The following is a 17,211-nucleotide window of genomic DNA, read 5'->3' on the forward strand; positions in this document are numbered from 1 at the left end:
TATATTAATACTTAATAGTATTTAAATACTGTGTTTAGGGTGTATAGATTGCCGTAAATATTATTTATAGTAATTTATGTTCTGTATTTTGATTATTAATCAAACTTATTTTAAAGTATAAGTTTGATTTGAACTTTTTAATGAAAAATAAGCAAAAGCTAATAAAGTAAAAACGGTAAAAATGTGGAAAAAAACCATTGTCAAGGCCGTATTTTTTGGCTTTAAAAGTTTTTAATTAACAAAAAACATTTTAGCTTAGCTTTAATTAAAACAATAAACCTCAAAATTTAAAAGGAGTAATTAAATGAAAAAATTTACTGAAGTAAAAGAGCTTGTAGCAGCTTTAGAGGCCGACGCCGACAAATTCTACAATAAAGGAAACAGCGCTGCCGGTACACGTGTACGTAAAGGTATGCAGGATCTAAAAAACCTGGCACAGGCAATCCGCCTTGAAGTTCAGGAGGCGAAGAATAAAGAGGCTTAGTAAGATTTTTATCATCTTATTCCAATAAAAAACCCGGTCCATTGACCGGGTTTTTTATTTTATGGAAAGCTTCGACATGTGGCTAAAAAAGCCCTCCAGGGAATATAAAAAACGTCATTGTTAGGTACGAAGCAATCGCAAACTTTACAGGGCATACCTGCTAATAGGGGATTGCTTCGTACATAGCAATGACGCTTGTAGATGATTCTTGTATTTTATGCTTTTACTGCTACCGGAGCCAGCTTTTTAAGCTCAACGGCAATAGCATCTGCAGTTTTTTCGCTTACCTGTACCAATGGTAGCCGTACTGTATCGCCGCAGATGCCTAATTGTTTTAGGGCAGTTTTAACACCTGCAGGGCTGCCTTCGGCAAACATTAATCGGGTAAACTCAATCAGGTTAAAATGTGCTTCGTGCGCGCCTTTATAATCATTATTCAGCAAAAGCCTAACCATGTCAGATAATTGACGCGGCAAAGCATTACCAATAACAGATATCGCACCAACCCCGCCTAAAGCCATCATGGACAAAGTAACCGGATCATCGCCTGATATAAACAGGAAATCCTCGGGTTTGTCGCGCATCAACTGGTTAAACAGGTCGAAATTGCCCGATGCTTCTTTGATGCCGATTATGTTTTTAAACTCCTTTGCCAGGCGTACAGTTGTTTCGGCGCTGATGGTACTGCCTGTACGGCTTGGTACGTTATACAGGATTATAGGTAGTTTAGTATTTTGTGCTATAGCCCTGTAGTGCTGATAAATGCCCTCCTGGGTAGGTTTGTTATAATGCGGGCTTGCTGAAAGTATAGCATCATAGCCTTCTGTATCAAACGATTTTATCTGCTCAACAACTTCATGAGTATTATTACCGCCAATACCCGCCACCAGGCCAACGCGCTTATTTACCACTTCGGCTGTGAAAGCCCAAACCTGCTTTCGTTCAGCCTCGCTCAATGTGGCACTTTCGCCGGTTGTACCTAACGACACCAGGTATTCCACCCCGCCATCAATCAAATGTTCAATCAGGTTTCTCAACCCGTTGTAGTCAATTTGACCATCCGCATGAAAAGGGGTTACCATAGCTACCCCTGTTCCGTAAAATATATCCATGATTAAAATTAAAAGGATGCTAATATAGTGATTAGTGATTGTAGATTAAGAGTTTATTAGAGGTTTATTTTTTGAAAAAGTGCCTTGGTTGCGTTTAAAGTTAGATTTTGAGTAATTGAAGTATCTAATTTGAATAGATTGGAGCCTCTCTTTAAATACTCGGCTAAGGCAAAAGTTGCCGTGGGGACACGGCAACGAGGATATATGTATTTTCTTCTTTTGGCGCAAGTGTTGCGCGCTTGATTGTGCGTGGCTCACTTGTGACTTTTTAAGACAATAATATTTTCAAATCCGAAATCGAACATGCCAGATCCGAAATCAATAATGGCGTTGCCTGCGGCCCAGGCTTTCCGCGCATACTGCGCGGGCCTTAGCCACATGGCCGGTATCCGCTGCAATCCTTAACGCTGTCTGAATAAGAATTTGCAGGATTTAAGAATTAACAGAATTGGAAATCCTATAAATCCCCGAATCTGTTTAATCCCGGTTCAGACTCAAATAACCCCAAACAACGATCCGCCTTTTTCGCCCAATTTGTCCACTGTTTTTTCAACCTCAGGTACCCGTTCAAGCACAGGGGCGTGATGGGGTTTTATCCTGGCATCAATAATCAGTGGGCCTTTACAACCCCAGTGTTTGTGTTCGGTAAAGCTGCCCACACCGTAAATATCATGCGATGGGTTGCTGCGGGTAAAGGTTACCCAGACGAAATTGTTGACGGTTTGTGCGGCGAAACCGGCATCATCGCAAAGTACCATTAAGGGCAAGCCGGTAAGGTCTTCATCCTGCAGGCTGTATTCTATAATGCTGATAATATTATCTATGTCCTTGTGATTTACATGTTTGGGCACTTCAACCATGAGCACACCAGGCATGGCCATTTTGTAAGCGCTGATGGGGCGGGGGAGACTAAACCAATCGGGCAGCTCAGCCCACAGTTCACGCTTGATTTCGCCGGCTACGGTAACAGCTAATTTACTACCCGAGTTTAAGCCTTCGCCGCTATAGTCAAGTGTATCGATGGTTGTATTGGTATAAAAATGCAGGTCGCGGGTAAGATCTATCCTTTGCAGAATATGCTTCAGGAAACCACCAATATCGTTTACATTAAGTTTTGGGTCATCTTCCTGCGCGGCAATGAATAGGTATTTAGCAAGACTTAGCTGGCCTTTGCCCAATATGTGATTGGCGATAGTAACTATCTCCTGCGGCTTACGCTCTTTAAGATAGGGGGTATAGCGCTCGCTGCCGGTAGCGAAGAGCAGTGGATGCACACCGGCGGCATCAACAGCATTAACTGCATGCAAGCCCGGAATTTCTTTAGGAATAGCCGAACCGGTAATTTCGTGGATTAGTGCCCCAAAACTGGTATCCTCCTGCGGCGGGCGACCAACCACAGTAAACGACCATACAGCATCTTTACGGTGATAAACGTTATGTACTTTCATCAGCGGGAAAGGATGTACCAAACTGTAATAGCCCAAATGATCGCCAAAGGGCCCTTCAGGTTTATTTTCGTGCGGCATAACTGTGCCAGTGATCACAAAATCAGCATCAGCCGAAATACAGAAACCTTCGGCATCATAAAAGTATCGGAAGCGACGGTTCCCTAATGCGCCTGCAAAAGTCATTTCTGATAAGCCTTCGGGCAGGGGCATTACGGCAGCTACCGGATGTGCCGGCGGTCCGCCTACAAAAATGCTAACTTTTAAGGGTTGCCCTTTGGCATTGGCTTTGGTTTGATGCACACCAATACCCCGGTGTATCTGGTAATGTAAACCAATCTCCTGGTTTTGTACATAGTCATTACCGGCAAGCTGGATGCGGTACATGCCCAGGTTGGCGTTCATAATGCCCGGTTTGTCGGCATCCTCAGTATATACCTGGGGCATGGTAACAAACGGGCCACCATCCATAGGCCAGTTTACAATTTGCGGGATATCGCTGATGTTGCATTTGCCAAATTTAATAGGCGCGCCTGCACCGCTTTTCATAGGCAATGCCGAGAGCGCCGTTAAGCCAACACCTGCATATTTAAAAGGATTTTTTATAGCCTTTATGGGATCGTTTTTAATATCGACCAGAACCTTGATCTTTTCGAGCGTGTCCCTGAATATGAATTTCGACCTGTCGAGTGTACCAAACAGGTTAGATACTGCGGGGAATTTACTGCCTTTTACATTCTCAAATAATATAGCGGGCCCCTCATTTTCAAATACACGTAAATGTATTGCAGCCATTTGCAGATAGGGATCAACCTGTTCTTTGATACGAACCAAGTGACCATTTTTTTCGAGATCGGTAATGCAGGCTTGTAAACTTGAGTAACCCATAGGGCGAAATTAAGAAATTAGTTCATTGGGAGGATTCATTTCATTGTCATCAGGATATTTTCAATAGTTGTATTACAAAACTACCATTAACATAAGCAATGATTTGTCGGCTCCCTTACCTAATGATAAAATCCTTACTTTAGCCAGTAAATATCAATTACCCTATGTCGGTAACAGTACTAACACTTATTATACTTGTTGGGTCATATTTGGCGGGCTTGCTGGGCTCGTTAACCGGGTTGGGTGGCGGGGTTGTTATTATTCCGCTGCTCACTATTTTACTTGGGGTGGATATTCAATACGCCATCGGGGCTTCGCTGATCTCGGTTATTGCTACATCATCAGGTTCTGCCGCAGCGTACGTTAAAGAAGGAATCACCAATATCAGGCTGGGGATGTTTCTGGAGATTGCCACAACGGCTGGCGCCATGGTTGGCGCACTGATAGCGGTTTATATCCCGACTAATTTTATAGCAGTTTTATTCGGAGTGATCCTGATCCTTTCGGCAGTAATGTCGTTACGGAAAAAATCGCAGCAAATCCATCAGCAAAAAAGTGTACTAGCCGAAAAGCTAAAATTAAACGGCAGTTTCCCCGGCCCAACAGGGGAGGTAACCTATTCGGTAAGGAACGTAGGCGGTGGATTTTTCATGATGCTTTTTGCAGGCGTAATATCAGGCTTGCTGGGCATAGGTTCGGGAGCGCTGAAGGTTTTGGCGATGGATGGCATTATGCGCATCCCTTTTAAGGTATCAACTACTACCAGTAACTTTATGATAGGGGTTACGGCAGCCGCAAGTGCAGTAGTTTACCTGCAACGGGGGTACATTGATCCGGGGCTTTCGATGCCGGTAGCTATAGGGGTTTTATTAGGTGCCTTAAGCGGATCAAAAATATTGGTACATACCTCTTCATCGGGATGGCTACGCGTGGTTTTTGCCGTGGTGGTTACTTTTTTGGCATCGCAAATGATATATAAAGGAATTACAGGAACTATATAGTTCACTGGTTCATTAGTTCAATCGTTCATTGGTCTTTTCTGAAGTATAGAATGACAGATTTAATGAATGCTTTTTGAACTAAGCCACCAATGAACTAATGAACAATTGAGCTAATGAACAAATTCAAAGATACCGATATGCAAGCCGTAATAGGCTGGATACTGCGCACGGGAGTGCTGGTATCAATGAGCGTTATTTTTATTGGTGGGGTTATTTACCTGTACAGACATGGACAAACCCACGTTGATTATAGCAAATTTGTTGGTGTGCCCGATTTTGTGAGTAATCCGGGTGGTATTATACAGGGGATATTTACCTTACGCGGCAGGGCCATTATTCAGGCCGGGATAATTTTGCTGATAGCTACGCCGGTTATCAGGGTGGTGTTTTCGGCTATTGGCTTTGTTATGGAAAAAGATTACCTGTACACAGCCATTACTGTACTTGTGCTGCTTATCATTTTAACCAGTATGATAAGCGGTCACGCGGGCTGATATTTTAAAAACTTTTTTGTATTTAATATAGTATATATAATAAATGCAACGACTTACAGTACAATCATCGGCTTTAAGCAGCGTTGGCTATGACCCTGAGGCCCGCATTCTTGAACTCGAATTTCGGGAAAATGGCGGTGTGTGGCAGTACTTTGGTTTTCCTTTATCTGCCTATAACAAGTTTATTAACTCCGATTCGCTTGGGCATTTCTTTGTTACCCATATAAAAGGCAAATACCCTGAATTAAAGGTTAGGTATGCGCATTATTAATTTCCGGTGCGGCGGCGCTCATCATCATTACCCGTATTGCGTTTGTTAGCCGATTTAATGGTGCTTTTGCCAAAACGATAGGTAAAATTGAGCCTTACAATGCGCGTATCGCGTTTGTTTACCTCCGAAAGATCAATGTTTTGATAGCTGGCATGGTTGCGCCCTCTGTCGGTATTAAATACATCGTTTAGTGCTAATTTAACAGTGGCCCGCTTATCCAATATTTGCTTGCTGATACCCGCGTTTACCGAATAGCTTGCTTTTAATTCATTGATGCCGTAAATAGTTGGGGTTTCATACCTGCCCGATATTTCACCAAGTAATGTACCGGTGATGGTGAAATTTTGTGTGCTGCCAAAAATAATGTCCTGCTTACCCCTGTCAAAATCCCCGTTTTGCGCGTACGCTTTGTAACGCACATAAATAGCATCAAGATTAAAACTGGCCGACCACCATCTGGTAAATTGCACAGGCGCATAGAATGAAGCCCCGTAAACAAAGATCTGCCCGAAGTTTTTACGGAGAGTTATGTTAACCTTAGTCGAATCATTTTGCTGATATACTGGAAAATCATAAGCATTATTAGTAACCGTATAATATAGCTCAGTTGAAAAAGTTTGATTATAAGTATGGGAAATCTGTATAGTGTTGGTGTATTCCGGCTTTAGCTGAGGGTTGCCTGCACGATAATCATACAGGTCGGTATAGTACAAAAATGGATTGATATCTTCATAAAGCGGTCTGTGAATACCACGGTTATAACCAATACCGATGATGTTTTTTTATCGGCCTCATAGCTTATCTGTAACTGCGGAAAGAGGTTAAAATAATTATTGGTATTTATCATCGGTACCCGCTCATTTAATCCCCATGATTTGCCGGTTGCATGAGTGTTTTCGGCACGTACACCTGCGGTAATATCCCACTTACCTATTTTATTTACATAATTGATATACCCCGCGCTCACTGCTTCGGTGTAAAGGAACCTGTTGCTGAAATTGGGGTCGGCCTCATATATGTTGTTTATTTTGGGGCCAAAAATGAGATTATTATTGCTGCGGGTGTTGTTATATTTAATGCCTGTCTCCAATCGTGAGGTTTTATTTAATGGGTTAACAAAATCAACTTTTGATGTCCAGATGTGAATATCTGACGGCGAAAGGTTTTCCAACTCAAGATCATCGCGGTAAGTATTGCCCGCCGGGGTAAAAAAGCTATTGGTAATAAATTCATTAGAGTGGCGGGTGTAGGTTGAATAGTTACCATCTACCGAGATACTGCGGCCGCTTTTATCCAACACCGCGTTATAATTGATATTGTAGTTTAAATAGTTGCTGCCCCTGTCGAGGTTTGAACGGGCCCTGATTACTGAATCGAGCTGATGCTGATTGCTGATGTAGAGGTCGTTGTGCTTTGTAAAATCATCACTCCTGATAATTCCGCTTACTAAAAAGCCTATAGTTTGCTTTGGGTTGATGGTATAATCGGCCCCTATTTTAAAGTTGTGGTTAGTGGTTTTTTGAATATTGTTATAATCAACATCGTAATTACTCAGGGTTTCGTTATAAGTAATATTACGGTTGGTTGTAATAGTGCGTGTGCCTTTATTATTATCGTAAGTGTAATTTCCAAAAATATTGAGTTTACTGGTGCGGTTGTTGAAAACAATGCCTGCTGTACTTTTGTAATACTTTCCATAACCCGCCATGGCAGTAACCGTACCGTTGGTGCCTAGGTTTTTACCCTTTTTAAAATGATGTTGATGATGCCCCCGCCTGATGCATCGTATTTGGCCGACGGGCTACTGATCATTTCAACCTGGTCAATAGTGCTGCTTTGCATACTGCGGAGCAAACTGGTAAGATCATCGCCGGTAAGGTTGGTAGGTTTACCGTCGATGGTTATTAATGCTGCTTGTCTGCCGTTAATACTTAAAGTTTCGTTGCTGTTAACCCTTACCCCAGGCGATTGCCGCAAGATATCAAAGGCCGAATTTCCTTCGGCCAGGATGCTGTTTTGTACACTTAATACAATTTTACCGGGTTTTACCTCAATATATGGCTTTCGGGCAACTACCTTAACTTCTTTTAGCTGGTTATCCGAAAGTTTTAAAACAATATCGTTGGCTGTTATTTTTTGGCCTGCGGTAACTTTATAAGGGCCGGCATAAACTTTTACGTAACCTATTTTGCTGATAAGCACGAGGTAGCTATCAGGCTGTAGTCCCTGAAATTCAAACTGGCCATTTTTATTTACCATGTTTGATTTTAATACAGATGAATCGGCAGCAGCAAGCAATACTGCGGTGGCTGCATCGGCCGGTTGGTTATTTTCGATTAAAACTTTACCCTGTATTGTTGAAGGTTTTGTTTGAGCAAACGAATTACAATACATTCCTGTCAGGAATGCAAAAAAAAGCCTGCTGTTAAAACCCTCATTAATTAGTAGATGTAGAAGTTTGCTATAGTTTAAAAAATTATAAAATGTATCGCAATATAATACAATATATATAAAACTATATGTATTGTATTGGTATTTTAACGATATAATATCAAACAATGTTGCAACATTAGTATGGATTATGCCGGGTAAAAGGGTTTACATTATTACAACTAAATATTGTTTGCCAAAACGCGCGCAATGGCATAAATAAACAAAACAACATGATTTTTTCTTTATTTTCGGCCTCAATACATCATCGCACTGTATATTGACCATTATAACATGAAAAAACTGTATCTGTTTATATTAATTACCTGTTTTGCAGGGAAATTGTTTGCCCAAATGCCACCGGCCAACTATGCTGTGGCTTTAAATAAGTTTAAGCAACTATATAACAATAACCAGCCGGATAGCGTGTACAGCTTGTTTGGGCCAGAAATGAAGAAGGCACTTTCACAAGCCGATTTCAAAAGTACAACTGTGCAGTTAAAAACACAATTGGGCTCATTGTTACAGGCTGATTTTGAAAGCTATGAAACCCCGATAGCGCATTATAAAGCTACATTTCAGAAAAGTGTTTTTTTATTAAATATATCATTAAATGCCGATAATAAATTTACAGGCCTGTCATTGACACCGTACAAAGCGCCGGCTGCAACTGCTGCGCCAAGTACGGCGGCGGCTACAAGCATATCTACCGATCCTTCTTTGGTTGAGTCGCCTGTAACTGTTAAAACTTTATTGGGTTCAATATCCGGAACATTGGCCATGCCTAAGGATGCTAACGGAAAGGTGCCGTTGGTATTGATCATTGCAGGCTCTGGCCCTACCGACAGGGACGGTAACAGTCCTAAATTGGGGCTTCACGCCAATGTTTATAAAATGATAGCTAATGAACTGGGAAAAAAGGCATAGCATCACTTCGTTACGATAAACGCCTGGTTGGGCAAAGCACAACTTCCATTAAGGAAAACGAGATCAGGTTTGAGGATTATGTAGAAGATGCCGCCGCCTTGCTTAACATGCTTTCTGTCAGATGAGCGTTTTTCACGTATAATTATTCTTGGACACAGCGAAGGTTCGTTAGTTGGCATGATGGCTTCGCTTGATGAGCCGATAAAGGGCTTTATATCTGTAGCCGGTGCCGGCGATTCGGCCGATAAGATCCTTACCGAGCAAATGAAATCGCAGCCTGCTTTTATATCAGATGGATTTAATCGTATGCTGGATAGCCTGAAGCGGGGAAAAACAACCGATAATATCGACCCTGCATTATACTTTATAGCCAGGCCAAGTATTCAAAAATACCTGATGTCGTGGTTCAGGTATAACCCTCAGCGCGAGATCAGGAAGGTAAAAGCCCCGGTATTGATCATCCAGGGAACCACCGATTTACAGGTAACTGTTGGTGACGCCGAAAAGCTGAAAAAAGCAAAGTCGGATGCTATACTTGATATTATCCCTAACATGAACCATGTGCTGAAAGAAGCCCCGGCAGATAAGGAAAAGAACAAGGCAACTTATAATGAGCCTGATTTACCGCTTAAACCGGAGTTTGTAACGGCTATAACTAATTTTGTGCTGAAGACGACAAGGTAATAACACTAAATTCATGTCATTGCGCTACGCTTGCAATGACATGAAAATAATTACCAGGCCGCTAATAACCTTCTGATCATGATGATCTCGGCAATGTGGTAAGCGTTATGATCGGCTGCTTGTAACGCTTCCCGGAGTATAGTTTGCCCATCGCCATGCGGAATTTTTTTATAAATATCCTCGCTTTTCACCATTTCTATTAGCTCTTCCAAATCACTGTCAATCTGTTCAAGGCTATTATCCCATGCTGCATCATCTTTGGGTGCAAGCTCTTTTGGCCAGTAATCATCGGGCCAGTTTGGTGATTCGTGGCTGCCGTCTTTGCTAAATTCAAGCATATCCCACTGGGCTATCCGGATATGTTCAACCAGTTGCCATATAGTATAAGGAAGTTTATCAACTTTAACCCCACGAAGATTGGGCGGTAAACCATCGAGCGCTTTTTTCAGATCAGCATGTGCGTTGCCGCCCCGTAGTAAATGAGTGATCTCATCAAATAAAACCTGGTGTTCGTTATTCATAGGTAAATCAAAATTATAATAGTTAGTTACGCATCCCCTTTAGAGAGCCTGGGGCCAAATGTTTGTTAAAGTAACAAATCTCGTCGCCGGTTTGATTTATTTGGCTTAAAAGTTTTAAGTTTATGCTTCATTGTAAAACTCATCAGTTGTGGTCAGAAACATATTCTTAAAATTAGCACTCGCCGTTGTTTTATTCATGGTTGCCTTTATCGGCTGTAAAAAAGATGGGGGCAGCGGCACCGGCCCATTGTTAGGGAAGGATGATGAAGCTTTTATTAAATACGAGAACACGTTTCTGGATAACTTCTGGAAGTTGAACCCCGATTGGGCTACCTCTGCAGGGTATCATAAATACGACAGCCTGATGGTGCTTCCAAATGAGCAAAGCCGCGATAAGCTGGTGACCTTTGCCAAATACCAGGTTGATTCATTGAGTCGCTTTGAGGTAAATACCCTGTCTGAAGCTAATAAAATAGATTACAAGATTCTGCAAAATCAGCTTGAATACCTGCAATGGCAGGTGCGCCAGTTAAAACAATATGAGTGGGACCCATCGTCATATAACGTTATCGGCACGTTCGCTTACATCCTGAACGAGCACTATGAGCCTTTGCCTAAACGTCTGCGTCATTTTTATCAGCGTATGTCGTTTATTCCGCAGTATTATAAAGACGCCCAAAAGCAGATTAAAAACCCGGTAGCTGAACTTACCAGTTTGGCTATTGAGCAAAATCTGGGTGGGCTTGATGTAATAGGAAAAGACTTTGCCGATTCGCTTAAGAAAACAAATATCCCCAAAGCTGAGCAAAAGCTAATGACCGACAGGGCTGCGCAGAGCGTTGTTGCCATTAAAGCCTATGCCGATTGGCTTAAAGCGCTTAAAAATGATCGCCCAAGAAGTTTCAGGCTGGGTAAGGATTTATATGAGGATAAGTTTAAATACGAAATTGTAGCTACCAACACTGCCGAGAAAATCTACAATGCTGCCGTTGAACGTAAAAAATACATTCACCGTGAGATGACTAAGATCAGCAAGCAGCTTTGGCCAAAATACTTTGGTAAACAGGCTGCACCTGCCGATAGTCTGCTGATGATAAGCCAGCTGATAGATACCCTATCATCAAAGCATGTAAAGCCTGAAGATTTTCAGTCATCAATTGAACAAATCATACCAAAGCTTAATGCCTTTGTTAAAGCTAAAGACCTGTTAACGCTCGATCCGTCAAAACCATTGATCATTCGTAAAGAGCCTGGTTATATGGCGGGTGTGGCAGGAGCATCTATGAGCGGCCCTGGCCCGTACGATAAAAATGGTAATTCGTACTATAACGTAGGCAGCCTGGCAGGCTGGAGCAAGGAAAAGGCCGAAAGCTACCTGCGTGAATACAATAATTATATTTTACAGATCCTGAGCATTCACGAAGCTGTGCCCGGGCACTATGTTCAGGGTGTATACTCCAATAAAGCCCCAAGTATCATCAAAGCTGTGTTTGGTAACGGTGCCATGGCCGAAGGCTGGGCCGTATACACCGAGCAAATGATGCTGGAGAACGGCTTTGGCAATAACGAGCCGGAAATGATGCTGATGTGGTATAAATGGAACCTGCGTTCGGTATGTAACACCATTTTGGATTATAGTGTTCACAGCGGCAGTATGACCAAAGATGAAGCAATTAAGCTATTAACCCGCGAAGCTTTCCAACAACAGGCCGAAGCTGATGGCAAATGGAAACGCGTTAGCGTAACCAGTGTTCAGCTTACAAGTTATTATACCGGCTATAAAGAAATTATAGATTTGAGGGATGCCTATAAACAAAAAATGGGGGATAAATATAAACTGAAAGAGTTTAACGAAAAGTTCTTGAGTTACGGCAGTGCACCGGTTAAATTTATCAGAGAAGCCATGCTGGCTAAAAACAGCGGAAATTAATTGATAGTCCACGGGTATAAACTCATGGACTATGAACCATGGGTTTATCTCCCATGAACTATCAAATTCTTTTTTATTAACAGCTTACGCGTAATGATTTTTTATCTGATGCTCGAGCTGGGCCATGACGTTTTTCTTTAGCTTACCCTTATAGCAGGTACAGCCGTCCTTATTCAGGTTAAGTTCGGCAATTGTCTTACCCTGGTAAATCACACGGAAATTCCCTGCGTCGTTGGGTAAAATTGCCAAAATACGTTCATCTTCTCCCGAAAAATTGATCAGCACATGAAACTGGTGCTGTGGTATAAATGCTATCTGCTGTAACATAAAAACCTCTCTTTCCGCTAAATTAGGTGTGTGAAAAATTAAAGAGCCGAGCGCAGTATAAAGTTAACGAATTTGTTTTTAATTAATTGTTAGGAATTTTGAGTTTTTTGTAAGAGATATTATAATATATTTAGCGCTTACATATTACCAATCATGAAGAAAATTTTGATGGCCAGTTTACTGGCTATAGGAGCGGTAACAGGTTATGGGCAGAAGGTAAAACCGGCTTTAAAACTAATTAAAGGCAATAGTTATTACTTGTCTACCACGGCGCACTCTGTTGTAAAGCAAACTATAAACGGTCAGGTTAATAATATCGATATGGCGATTGACGGCAAAATGTCATTCAAAGTATTAAATGTTAATGATTCTCTTTATTATATGGAGGTTAATTATACCAAAGTGGGTATGAAAATGCAGCTGCCCACGGGTAATGTAGCCTTTGATTCTGATAATAAGGATACCACAAATATTATGGCCAGGATCATGTCGGGCATAACCAATAAACCGTTTACCGCAACGCTAACCAGAAGTGGCCGGATCAGGTCGATAGAGAACGCCGAGAATATGATCACATCTATGATAGATGGCTTTAAGGAGGTACCGGCCGAAAAGAAAGAGCAGTTGAAAACGCAGTTAACCCAATCGTTTGGATCAGGAGCGCTTAAAAGCAACCTGGAAATGGCTATGTCGGTGCTGCCCGAAACGGTTGTGGCAAAAAATGATAAATGGACAATTAAAAATAACCTGGAAGGTGCTATGAGCGCGAAGGTCATATCTGTTTATCAACTGGTTGATATCACTCCACAGAGCTACGTGATACACGGAAATGCCACACTTGAAACAGATAATACTGCCGGTTATAAAACCGTTAGTAATATGCCCATGAAATACAATATGAAAGGCACTATGGTGGCTGATGTTGTTGTTGACAAGGCTACCGGCTGGATCTCCAGTTCAAAATTAAAGCAAAACATTGACGGTACTGTCGAAATAAAAGATAACCCGCAGGTTCCGGGCGGTTTAACATTCCCTATGAGTGTTACCAGCGAAACATCAAGTACTGACCATTAATTAAAGAAGATAATAATCAAAAAAACCTGCCAGTTATAGCAGGTTTTTTTGTTGTATAAACAGCTGGTATTACAACATCCACAAGCCTTCAAAATAAAGCTTATACCGTGTGGGCTGAAACTCGCCATATGCAAAAACAGCAATAGAGTTCCCCTTTTTAGCATAATATAGCCTGAGCTTTTCGCTGCCCTTGTATAAATTAAGAAAATCGGCATTAAAGCCGCCTGTTTTTACAATGGTTTTAAAGTCGTCGGGTGTAATTACCTTATGCAGATCTTCAAAATTGTTATTGGCAAAATCACCGAATTTTATATCACCGGCAGGCAGTTTAAAGGTTTTATGTATGACCTCGGCTTCTGTCTCCATCAAACAACAATGATTTTGTTACTTCATATTTTGTGATCATATTTTAATATATCGCGTTTTTTATTGTTTTACTTCTTCAATGTAACCGCCTGCTTTCAGGTCGTTAACAGTGGCTGGTACTTCATACTGGATACCCAAGCCTGGTTTGCCAAACCATGGAATAATCTTGCCTTGCCTAACTTTGGCTATTGCTTTTAAAACCTTATAAATTTTGTATGGTTTGCTAAGGGTATTATCCGGCAAAGCACGCATAGGGAAAGGTACACCTTTTGGCGATACAAAAGTGCCTTTATCCTGAAAAGTGCCGGTAGAATCGCTATAACCGCCATAGCGGTCAATCAACACACCCTTTTTTAGAGTGATTATAACCAGGTTTACCGCTCCACGGTTTGGAGGCCAGCCGCCGTTAAGGTTGTTGGCGGTAAAGAATTTTTCGAGGGCGTCCCATTTCTCGGTTTTCCATAGCAGCCAGGCCGAATCGGCAAGGGCTTTTTTACTGCTGGTGTCGGCAAAATCAGCAACCGAGCTTTTAAAGTCATCATAAGTAATACCCCGTACCGGCAGTTTGTGATGGTTTGCAGCAGGGTTGTGGGCATGTTTTAGTGGTTTTGTTTGCGCGGTTGCCAAAAAAGGCATCAACCATACGGACAGGATCAGGATTTTTAGTGTTTTCATTCGATGTAGTTTTTGTTTGATAAATCTACTATGTGCGCCGCGTTTATGAAAGAGAATTATCATATTTATTTTATAGGTATTATATGAAATATCATATACTAATTATTGTTATTACCGGCAACAAAAACTTTATTACCTAAAGCTGGTATTTACCGCGGTAAAAAGGATGAAATAAACTAAATTATTACCTTCGTACCTATGTCATCAGCTGAAACAAAAAAACAAATAGAGGTATTAACCGCCGAACTTAAACAGCACAATTACAACTACTATGTGCTGGCCATGCCAACCATTTCTGATTTTGATTTTGATAAAAAACTGGAGTTGCTTAATAAACTCGAAAAAGAATACCCGGAGTTTGCTGACCCTGATTCGCCAACACAAAAAGTAGGCGGTGATATAACCAAGGAATTTGTAACCGTTAGGCACCGCTGGCCGATGTTATCGTTGGGCAATACCTATAATGAACAGGAACTATTTGATTTTGATCAGCGGATACGCAAAGCCATTGGTGATAACTTTGAGTACGTATGTGAGCTTAAGTTTGATGGTTTGAGCATGAGCCTCACTTATGAAGACGGCAAACTGGTACGGGCCGTTACCCGCGGCGATGGTGTACAGGGTGACGAGGTTACCACCAATATTAAAACCATTCATACCATACCTAAACGTTTACACGGCGAAGGCTACCCCGGTTATTTTGACATCCGCGGTGAAGTGTTCATGCACCGCAAAGCTTTTGACAGGTTGAATAATGAACGTATCGAAAGCGGGGAGGTTCCTTATGCTAATCCCCGTAACTTTGCCTCAGGCACAGTAAAAATGCAGGATTCGGCAGAGGTGGCCAAACGCCCGCTTGATTGCTTCCTGTACTTTTTGTATACCGAAAAAACTGTATTTAAAACCCATTGGGAAAGCCTGCAGGCTGTTAAAACCTGGGGTTTCCATACCAATGAGCATAGTGAGCTTTGCGGGGATATTAATTGCGTTTTGGAATTTATTAATAAATGGGATAAGGAACGTTTTAACCTGAGCTATGATATTGACGGCATTGTTATTAAAGTAAATAATTACTCACAGCAGCAGGAGCTTGGCTTTACCGCCAAATCGCCGCGCTGGGCCATATCTTACAAGTTTAAGGCCGAAAGGGTAGAGACTGAGCTTCTTGAAGTGACTTACCAGGTAGGCCGTACCGGTGCTGTAACCCCGGTGGCCAATTTAAAGCCTGTACTGCTTGCAGGTACTACGGTAAAACGCGCGACGCTGCACAACGCCAATGAGATCATCCGACTTGATCTGCATGAGGGTGATACAGTTTTTGTTGAAAAGGGCGGCGAAATTATCCCCAAGATCATTAGCGTAAACCCAGAAAAACGTAAGGCCGACGCCGTGCCTGTTGTTTACCGTGTTACCTGTCCGGCCTGCGATACTCCGCTTGAGCGCAAGGAAGGCGAAGCTGCGTTTTATTGCCCCAATGATGAAGGCTGCCCGCCGCAGATTGTTGGAAAGATGCAGCATTTCATTGGCCGTAAAGCGATGAATATTGATGGGCTGGGTGATGAAACTATCGAAACCTTATATAGCAGAGGCTTCATAAACCACATCAGCGACATCTATGAGCTGCATACCCATGCTGCCGAATTGAAACAGTTGGGCCGTTTTGGCGAAAAATCGATCAATAATATGCTTGATGGTATTGAAACATCCAAAAAAATGCCTTTCGAAAAAGTGCTGTTTGGTTTGGGCATCCGTTATGTAGGCGAAACAGTGGCCCGCAAGCTGGCTTTTCATTTTAAATCGATAGATAAATTAATGGAAGCTTCGGTTGAAGAACTTACGGCTGCCGAAGAGATAGGCGAACGGATAGCTCAAAGCATAATCGAATATTTTGCAGGTGAAATCCATCGGCAGGAAATACAAAAACTAAGGGAGCAGGGCCTGCAATTTATTGCCGAAGAAAAAGAAGTTGTACTGGCCAGTGAAAAGCTTGCCGGAATGAACTTTATTATATCGGGAACATTTGGCAACTTTTCGCGTGATGAGCTGAAAGATATCATTGAACAAAACGGTGGCAAGATATTGAGCAGTATATCGGCTAAACTTAATTACCTGGTCGCAGGTGAAAATATGGGCCCTGCCAAGTTAGAAAAAGCTAATAAACTTAATATACCTATTATCAGCGATGAAGATTTACTTGCACTGATAAAATAAGCATTCCTGTGTTGTTTATTTTTGTTTATTAGTGAGGAATTTTATTTTTTGAGCTCAGAAATTACGTTATTTGTATTACCGAAAGGGCCCCATAATTAATTAAACGTACTAATGTTCGAGTAATTTACTATGGAAAAATTTATACCTATACAAGAAAATATCTTTTGTGAACTCTGTAAGGAATGCGGCGAAAGGCCGGTTATAGAACAGGTTAAAGGTAAATTTATTGTGAGGTGCCCTAAAAGCAAATCGCATTATCAAACAAAGCCAGGCCTGGTTGATATTAAGGATTGGAACATCAAAAATAAGCCACACCCGCCTCTTGGCAGCAAAGATACATCAAAGAAAAAGGCATCCTAACCGAGTGTCTT

17 protein-coding genes and 1 pseudogene are annotated in these 17,211 nt (G+C 41.7%); 10 read left to right on the forward strand and 8 right to left on the reverse strand.

Features of this window, described 5'->3' with window-relative positions:
• Window positions 1-304 precede the first annotated feature (304 nt).
• The gene (locus tag ACRQ5D_RS13395) at window positions 305-484 is read left to right on the forward strand and encodes a histone H1 (protein ID WP_090529881.1); all 180 of its coding nucleotides are present in this window, start codon (window positions 305-307) and stop codon (window positions 482-484) included.
• 215 nt (window positions 485-699) lie between these two features.
• Here the strand turns inward: ACRQ5D_RS13395 and dapA are convergent, their stop codons facing one another.
• Together dapA and ACRQ5D_RS13405 are read right to left on the reverse strand one after the other, a co-directional pair.
• Window positions 700-1,596, reverse strand: coding sequence for a 4-hydroxy-tetrahydrodipicolinate synthase (dapA, locus tag ACRQ5D_RS13400; RefSeq protein ID WP_091173833.1), 897 nt, complete (start codon window positions 1,594-1,596; stop codon window positions 700-702).
• Between the two features lie 494 nt (window positions 1,597-2,090).
• Window positions 2,091-3,929, reverse strand: coding sequence for a UbiD family decarboxylase (locus ACRQ5D_RS13405; RefSeq protein WP_091173830.1), 1,839 nt, complete (start codon window positions 3,927-3,929; stop codon window positions 2,091-2,093).
• Window positions 3,930-4,093: 164 nt separating this feature from the next.
• Between ACRQ5D_RS13405 and ACRQ5D_RS13410 the strand changes: the two genes are divergently transcribed.
• The 3 genes from ACRQ5D_RS13410 to ACRQ5D_RS13420 all read left to right on the forward strand — a co-directional run bounded on the left by ACRQ5D_RS13410 (window position 4,094) and on the right by ACRQ5D_RS13420 (window position 5,695).
• Complete coding sequence (locus ACRQ5D_RS13410; protein ID WP_091173826.1) at window positions 4,094-4,930, forward strand: sulfite exporter TauE/SafE family protein; 837 nt, start codon at window positions 4,094-4,096, stop codon at window positions 4,928-4,930.
• A gap of 113 nt (window positions 4,931-5,043) precedes the next feature.
• A complete protein-coding gene (locus ACRQ5D_RS13415) occupies window positions 5,044-5,424 on the forward strand; it encodes a DUF1634 domain-containing protein (protein WP_091173822.1) in 381 nt (126 codons plus the stop codon).
• Window positions 5,425-5,467: 43 nt separating this feature from the next.
• Window positions 5,468-5,695, forward strand: a complete 228-nt coding sequence (locus ACRQ5D_RS13420) for a KTSC domain-containing protein (RefSeq protein ID WP_091173819.1) — start codon at window positions 5,468-5,470, stop codon at window positions 5,693-5,695.
• Here the strand turns inward: ACRQ5D_RS13420 and ACRQ5D_RS13425 are convergent.
• Window positions 5,692-7,403: pseudogene (locus ACRQ5D_RS13425) on the reverse strand (outer membrane beta-barrel family protein). The gene ACRQ5D_RS13420 and the pseudogene ACRQ5D_RS13425 overlap by 4 nt on opposite strands.
• A gap of 23 nt (window positions 7,404-7,426) precedes the next feature.
• Window positions 7,427-8,089, reverse strand: a complete 663-nt coding sequence (locus ACRQ5D_RS13430; RefSeq protein WP_431199799.1) for a carboxypeptidase regulatory-like domain-containing protein — start codon at window positions 8,087-8,089, stop codon at window positions 7,427-7,429.
• A gap of 330 nt (window positions 8,090-8,419) precedes the next feature.
• Between ACRQ5D_RS13430 and ACRQ5D_RS13435 the strand changes: the two genes are divergently transcribed.
• On the forward strand, window positions 8,420-9,052 hold the full coding sequence (locus ACRQ5D_RS13435) for a DUF3887 domain-containing protein (protein ID WP_431199800.1): 633 nt from the start codon (window positions 8,420-8,422) through the stop codon (window positions 9,050-9,052).
• 177 nt (window positions 9,053-9,229) lie between these two features.
• Window positions 9,230-9,736 carry a hypothetical protein gene (locus ACRQ5D_RS13440; protein WP_432329206.1) on the forward strand — a complete coding sequence of 169 codons (507 nt, stop codon included), beginning with the start codon at window positions 9,230-9,232 and terminating at the stop codon, window positions 9,734-9,736.
• 50 nt (window positions 9,737-9,786) lie between these two features.
• Here the strand turns inward: ACRQ5D_RS13440 and ACRQ5D_RS13445 are convergent, their stop codons facing one another.
• Window positions 9,787-10,257 (reverse strand): DinB family protein, encoded by a 471-nt coding sequence (locus ACRQ5D_RS13445; RefSeq protein ID WP_091173807.1) that lies wholly within the window; start codon window positions 10,255-10,257, stop codon window positions 9,787-9,789.
• A 148-nt stretch (window positions 10,258-10,405) separates the two neighbouring features.
• Between ACRQ5D_RS13445 and ACRQ5D_RS13450 the strand changes: the two genes are divergently transcribed.
• Complete coding sequence (locus ACRQ5D_RS13450; protein WP_256337526.1) at window positions 10,406-12,187, forward strand: DUF885 domain-containing protein; 1,782 nt, start codon at window positions 10,406-10,408, stop codon at window positions 12,185-12,187.
• Window positions 12,188-12,271: 84 nt separating this feature from the next.
• Here the strand turns inward: ACRQ5D_RS13450 and ACRQ5D_RS13455 are convergent, their stop codons facing one another.
• Entirely contained in the window at window positions 12,272-12,514 is a 243-nt protein-coding gene (locus ACRQ5D_RS13455; RefSeq protein WP_091173800.1) for a hypothetical protein, read from the reverse strand.
• A gap of 153 nt (window positions 12,515-12,667) precedes the next feature.
• Between ACRQ5D_RS13455 and ACRQ5D_RS13460 the strand changes: the two genes are divergently transcribed.
• Entirely contained in the window at window positions 12,668-13,588 is a 921-nt protein-coding gene (locus ACRQ5D_RS13460) for a DUF6263 family protein (RefSeq protein ID WP_091173798.1), read from the forward strand.
• Between the two features lie 69 nt (window positions 13,589-13,657).
• On the opposite strand, the gene ACRQ5D_RS13465 is transcribed toward ACRQ5D_RS13460, so the two are convergent.
• Both ACRQ5D_RS13465 and ACRQ5D_RS13470 read right to left on the reverse strand, forming a co-directional pair.
• Window positions 13,658-13,957, reverse strand: a complete 300-nt coding sequence (locus ACRQ5D_RS13465; protein ID WP_432329209.1) for a hypothetical protein — start codon at window positions 13,955-13,957, stop codon at window positions 13,658-13,660.
• A gap of 57 nt (window positions 13,958-14,014) precedes the next feature.
• Window positions 14,015-14,629, reverse strand: a complete 615-nt coding sequence (locus ACRQ5D_RS13470) for a TNT domain-containing protein (RefSeq protein ID WP_176844555.1) — start codon at window positions 14,627-14,629, stop codon at window positions 14,015-14,017.
• 198 nt (window positions 14,630-14,827) lie between these two features.
• Between ACRQ5D_RS13470 and ligA the strand changes: the two genes are divergently transcribed.
• Both ligA and ACRQ5D_RS13480 read left to right on the forward strand, forming a co-directional pair.
• Window positions 14,828-16,840 carry an NAD-dependent DNA ligase LigA gene (gene ligA, locus ACRQ5D_RS13475; protein ID WP_091173788.1) on the forward strand — a complete coding sequence of 671 codons (2,013 nt, stop codon included), beginning with the start codon at window positions 14,828-14,830 and terminating at the stop codon, window positions 16,838-16,840.
• A 129-nt stretch (window positions 16,841-16,969) separates the two neighbouring features.
• The gene (locus tag ACRQ5D_RS13480) at window positions 16,970-17,200 is read left to right on the forward strand and encodes a hypothetical protein (protein ID WP_091173785.1); all 231 of its coding nucleotides are present in this window, start codon (window positions 16,970-16,972) and stop codon (window positions 17,198-17,200) included.
• Window positions 17,201-17,211 lie beyond the last annotated feature (11 nt).

The sequence above is a fragment of the Mucilaginibacter sp. P25 genome (assembly GCF_050859465.1).
In the GTDB taxonomy this organism is placed as follows: domain Bacteria; phylum Bacteroidota; class Bacteroidia; order Sphingobacteriales; family Sphingobacteriaceae; genus Mucilaginibacter; species Mucilaginibacter gossypii.

Excerpts from the sequence above, each read along its gene's own strand:
- ACRQ5D_RS13405 (WP_091173830.1), bottom strand. The coding sequence starts at position 3,929 with ATGGGTTACTCAAGTTTACAAGCCTGCATTACCGATCTCGAAAAAAAT.
- ACRQ5D_RS13455 (WP_091173800.1), bottom strand. The coding sequence starts at position 12,514 with ATGTTACAGCAGATAGCATTTATACCACAGCACCAGTTTCATGTGCTG.
- ACRQ5D_RS13410 (WP_091173826.1), top strand. The coding sequence starts at position 4,094 with ATGTCGGTAACAGTACTAACACTTATTATACTTGTTGGGTCATATTTG.
- ACRQ5D_RS13415 (WP_091173822.1), top strand. The coding sequence starts at position 5,044 with ATGAACAAATTCAAAGATACCGATATGCAAGCCGTAATAGGCTGGATA.
- ACRQ5D_RS13445 (WP_091173807.1), bottom strand. The coding sequence starts at position 10,257 with ATGAATAACGAACACCAGGTTTTATTTGATGAGATCACTCATTTACTA.
- ACRQ5D_RS13480 (WP_091173785.1), top strand. The coding sequence starts at position 16,970 with ATGGAAAAATTTATACCTATACAAGAAAATATCTTTTGTGAACTCTGT.
- ACRQ5D_RS13470 (WP_176844555.1), bottom strand. The coding sequence starts at position 14,629 with ATGAAAACACTAAAAATCCTGATCCTGTCCGTATGGTTGATGCCTTTT.
- ACRQ5D_RS13395 (WP_090529881.1), top strand. The coding sequence starts at position 305 with ATGAAAAAATTTACTGAAGTAAAAGAGCTTGTAGCAGCTTTAGAGGCC.
- ACRQ5D_RS13435 (WP_431199800.1), top strand. The coding sequence starts at position 8,420 with ATGAAAAAACTGTATCTGTTTATATTAATTACCTGTTTTGCAGGGAAA.
- ligA (WP_091173788.1), top strand. The coding sequence starts at position 14,828 with ATGTCATCAGCTGAAACAAAAAAACAAATAGAGGTATTAACCGCCGAA.
- dapA (WP_091173833.1), bottom strand. The coding sequence starts at position 1,596 with ATGGATATATTTTACGGAACAGGGGTAGCTATGGTAACCCCTTTTCAT.
- ACRQ5D_RS13420 (WP_091173819.1), top strand. The coding sequence starts at position 5,468 with ATGCAACGACTTACAGTACAATCATCGGCTTTAAGCAGCGTTGGCTAT.
- ACRQ5D_RS13440 (WP_432329206.1), top strand. The coding sequence starts at position 9,230 with ATGATGGCTTCGCTTGATGAGCCGATAAAGGGCTTTATATCTGTAGCC.
- ACRQ5D_RS13460 (WP_091173798.1), top strand. The coding sequence starts at position 12,668 with ATGAAGAAAATTTTGATGGCCAGTTTACTGGCTATAGGAGCGGTAACA.
- ACRQ5D_RS13430 (WP_431199799.1), bottom strand. The coding sequence starts at position 8,089 with ATGTATTGTAATTCGTTTGCTCAAACAAAACCTTCAACAATACAGGGT.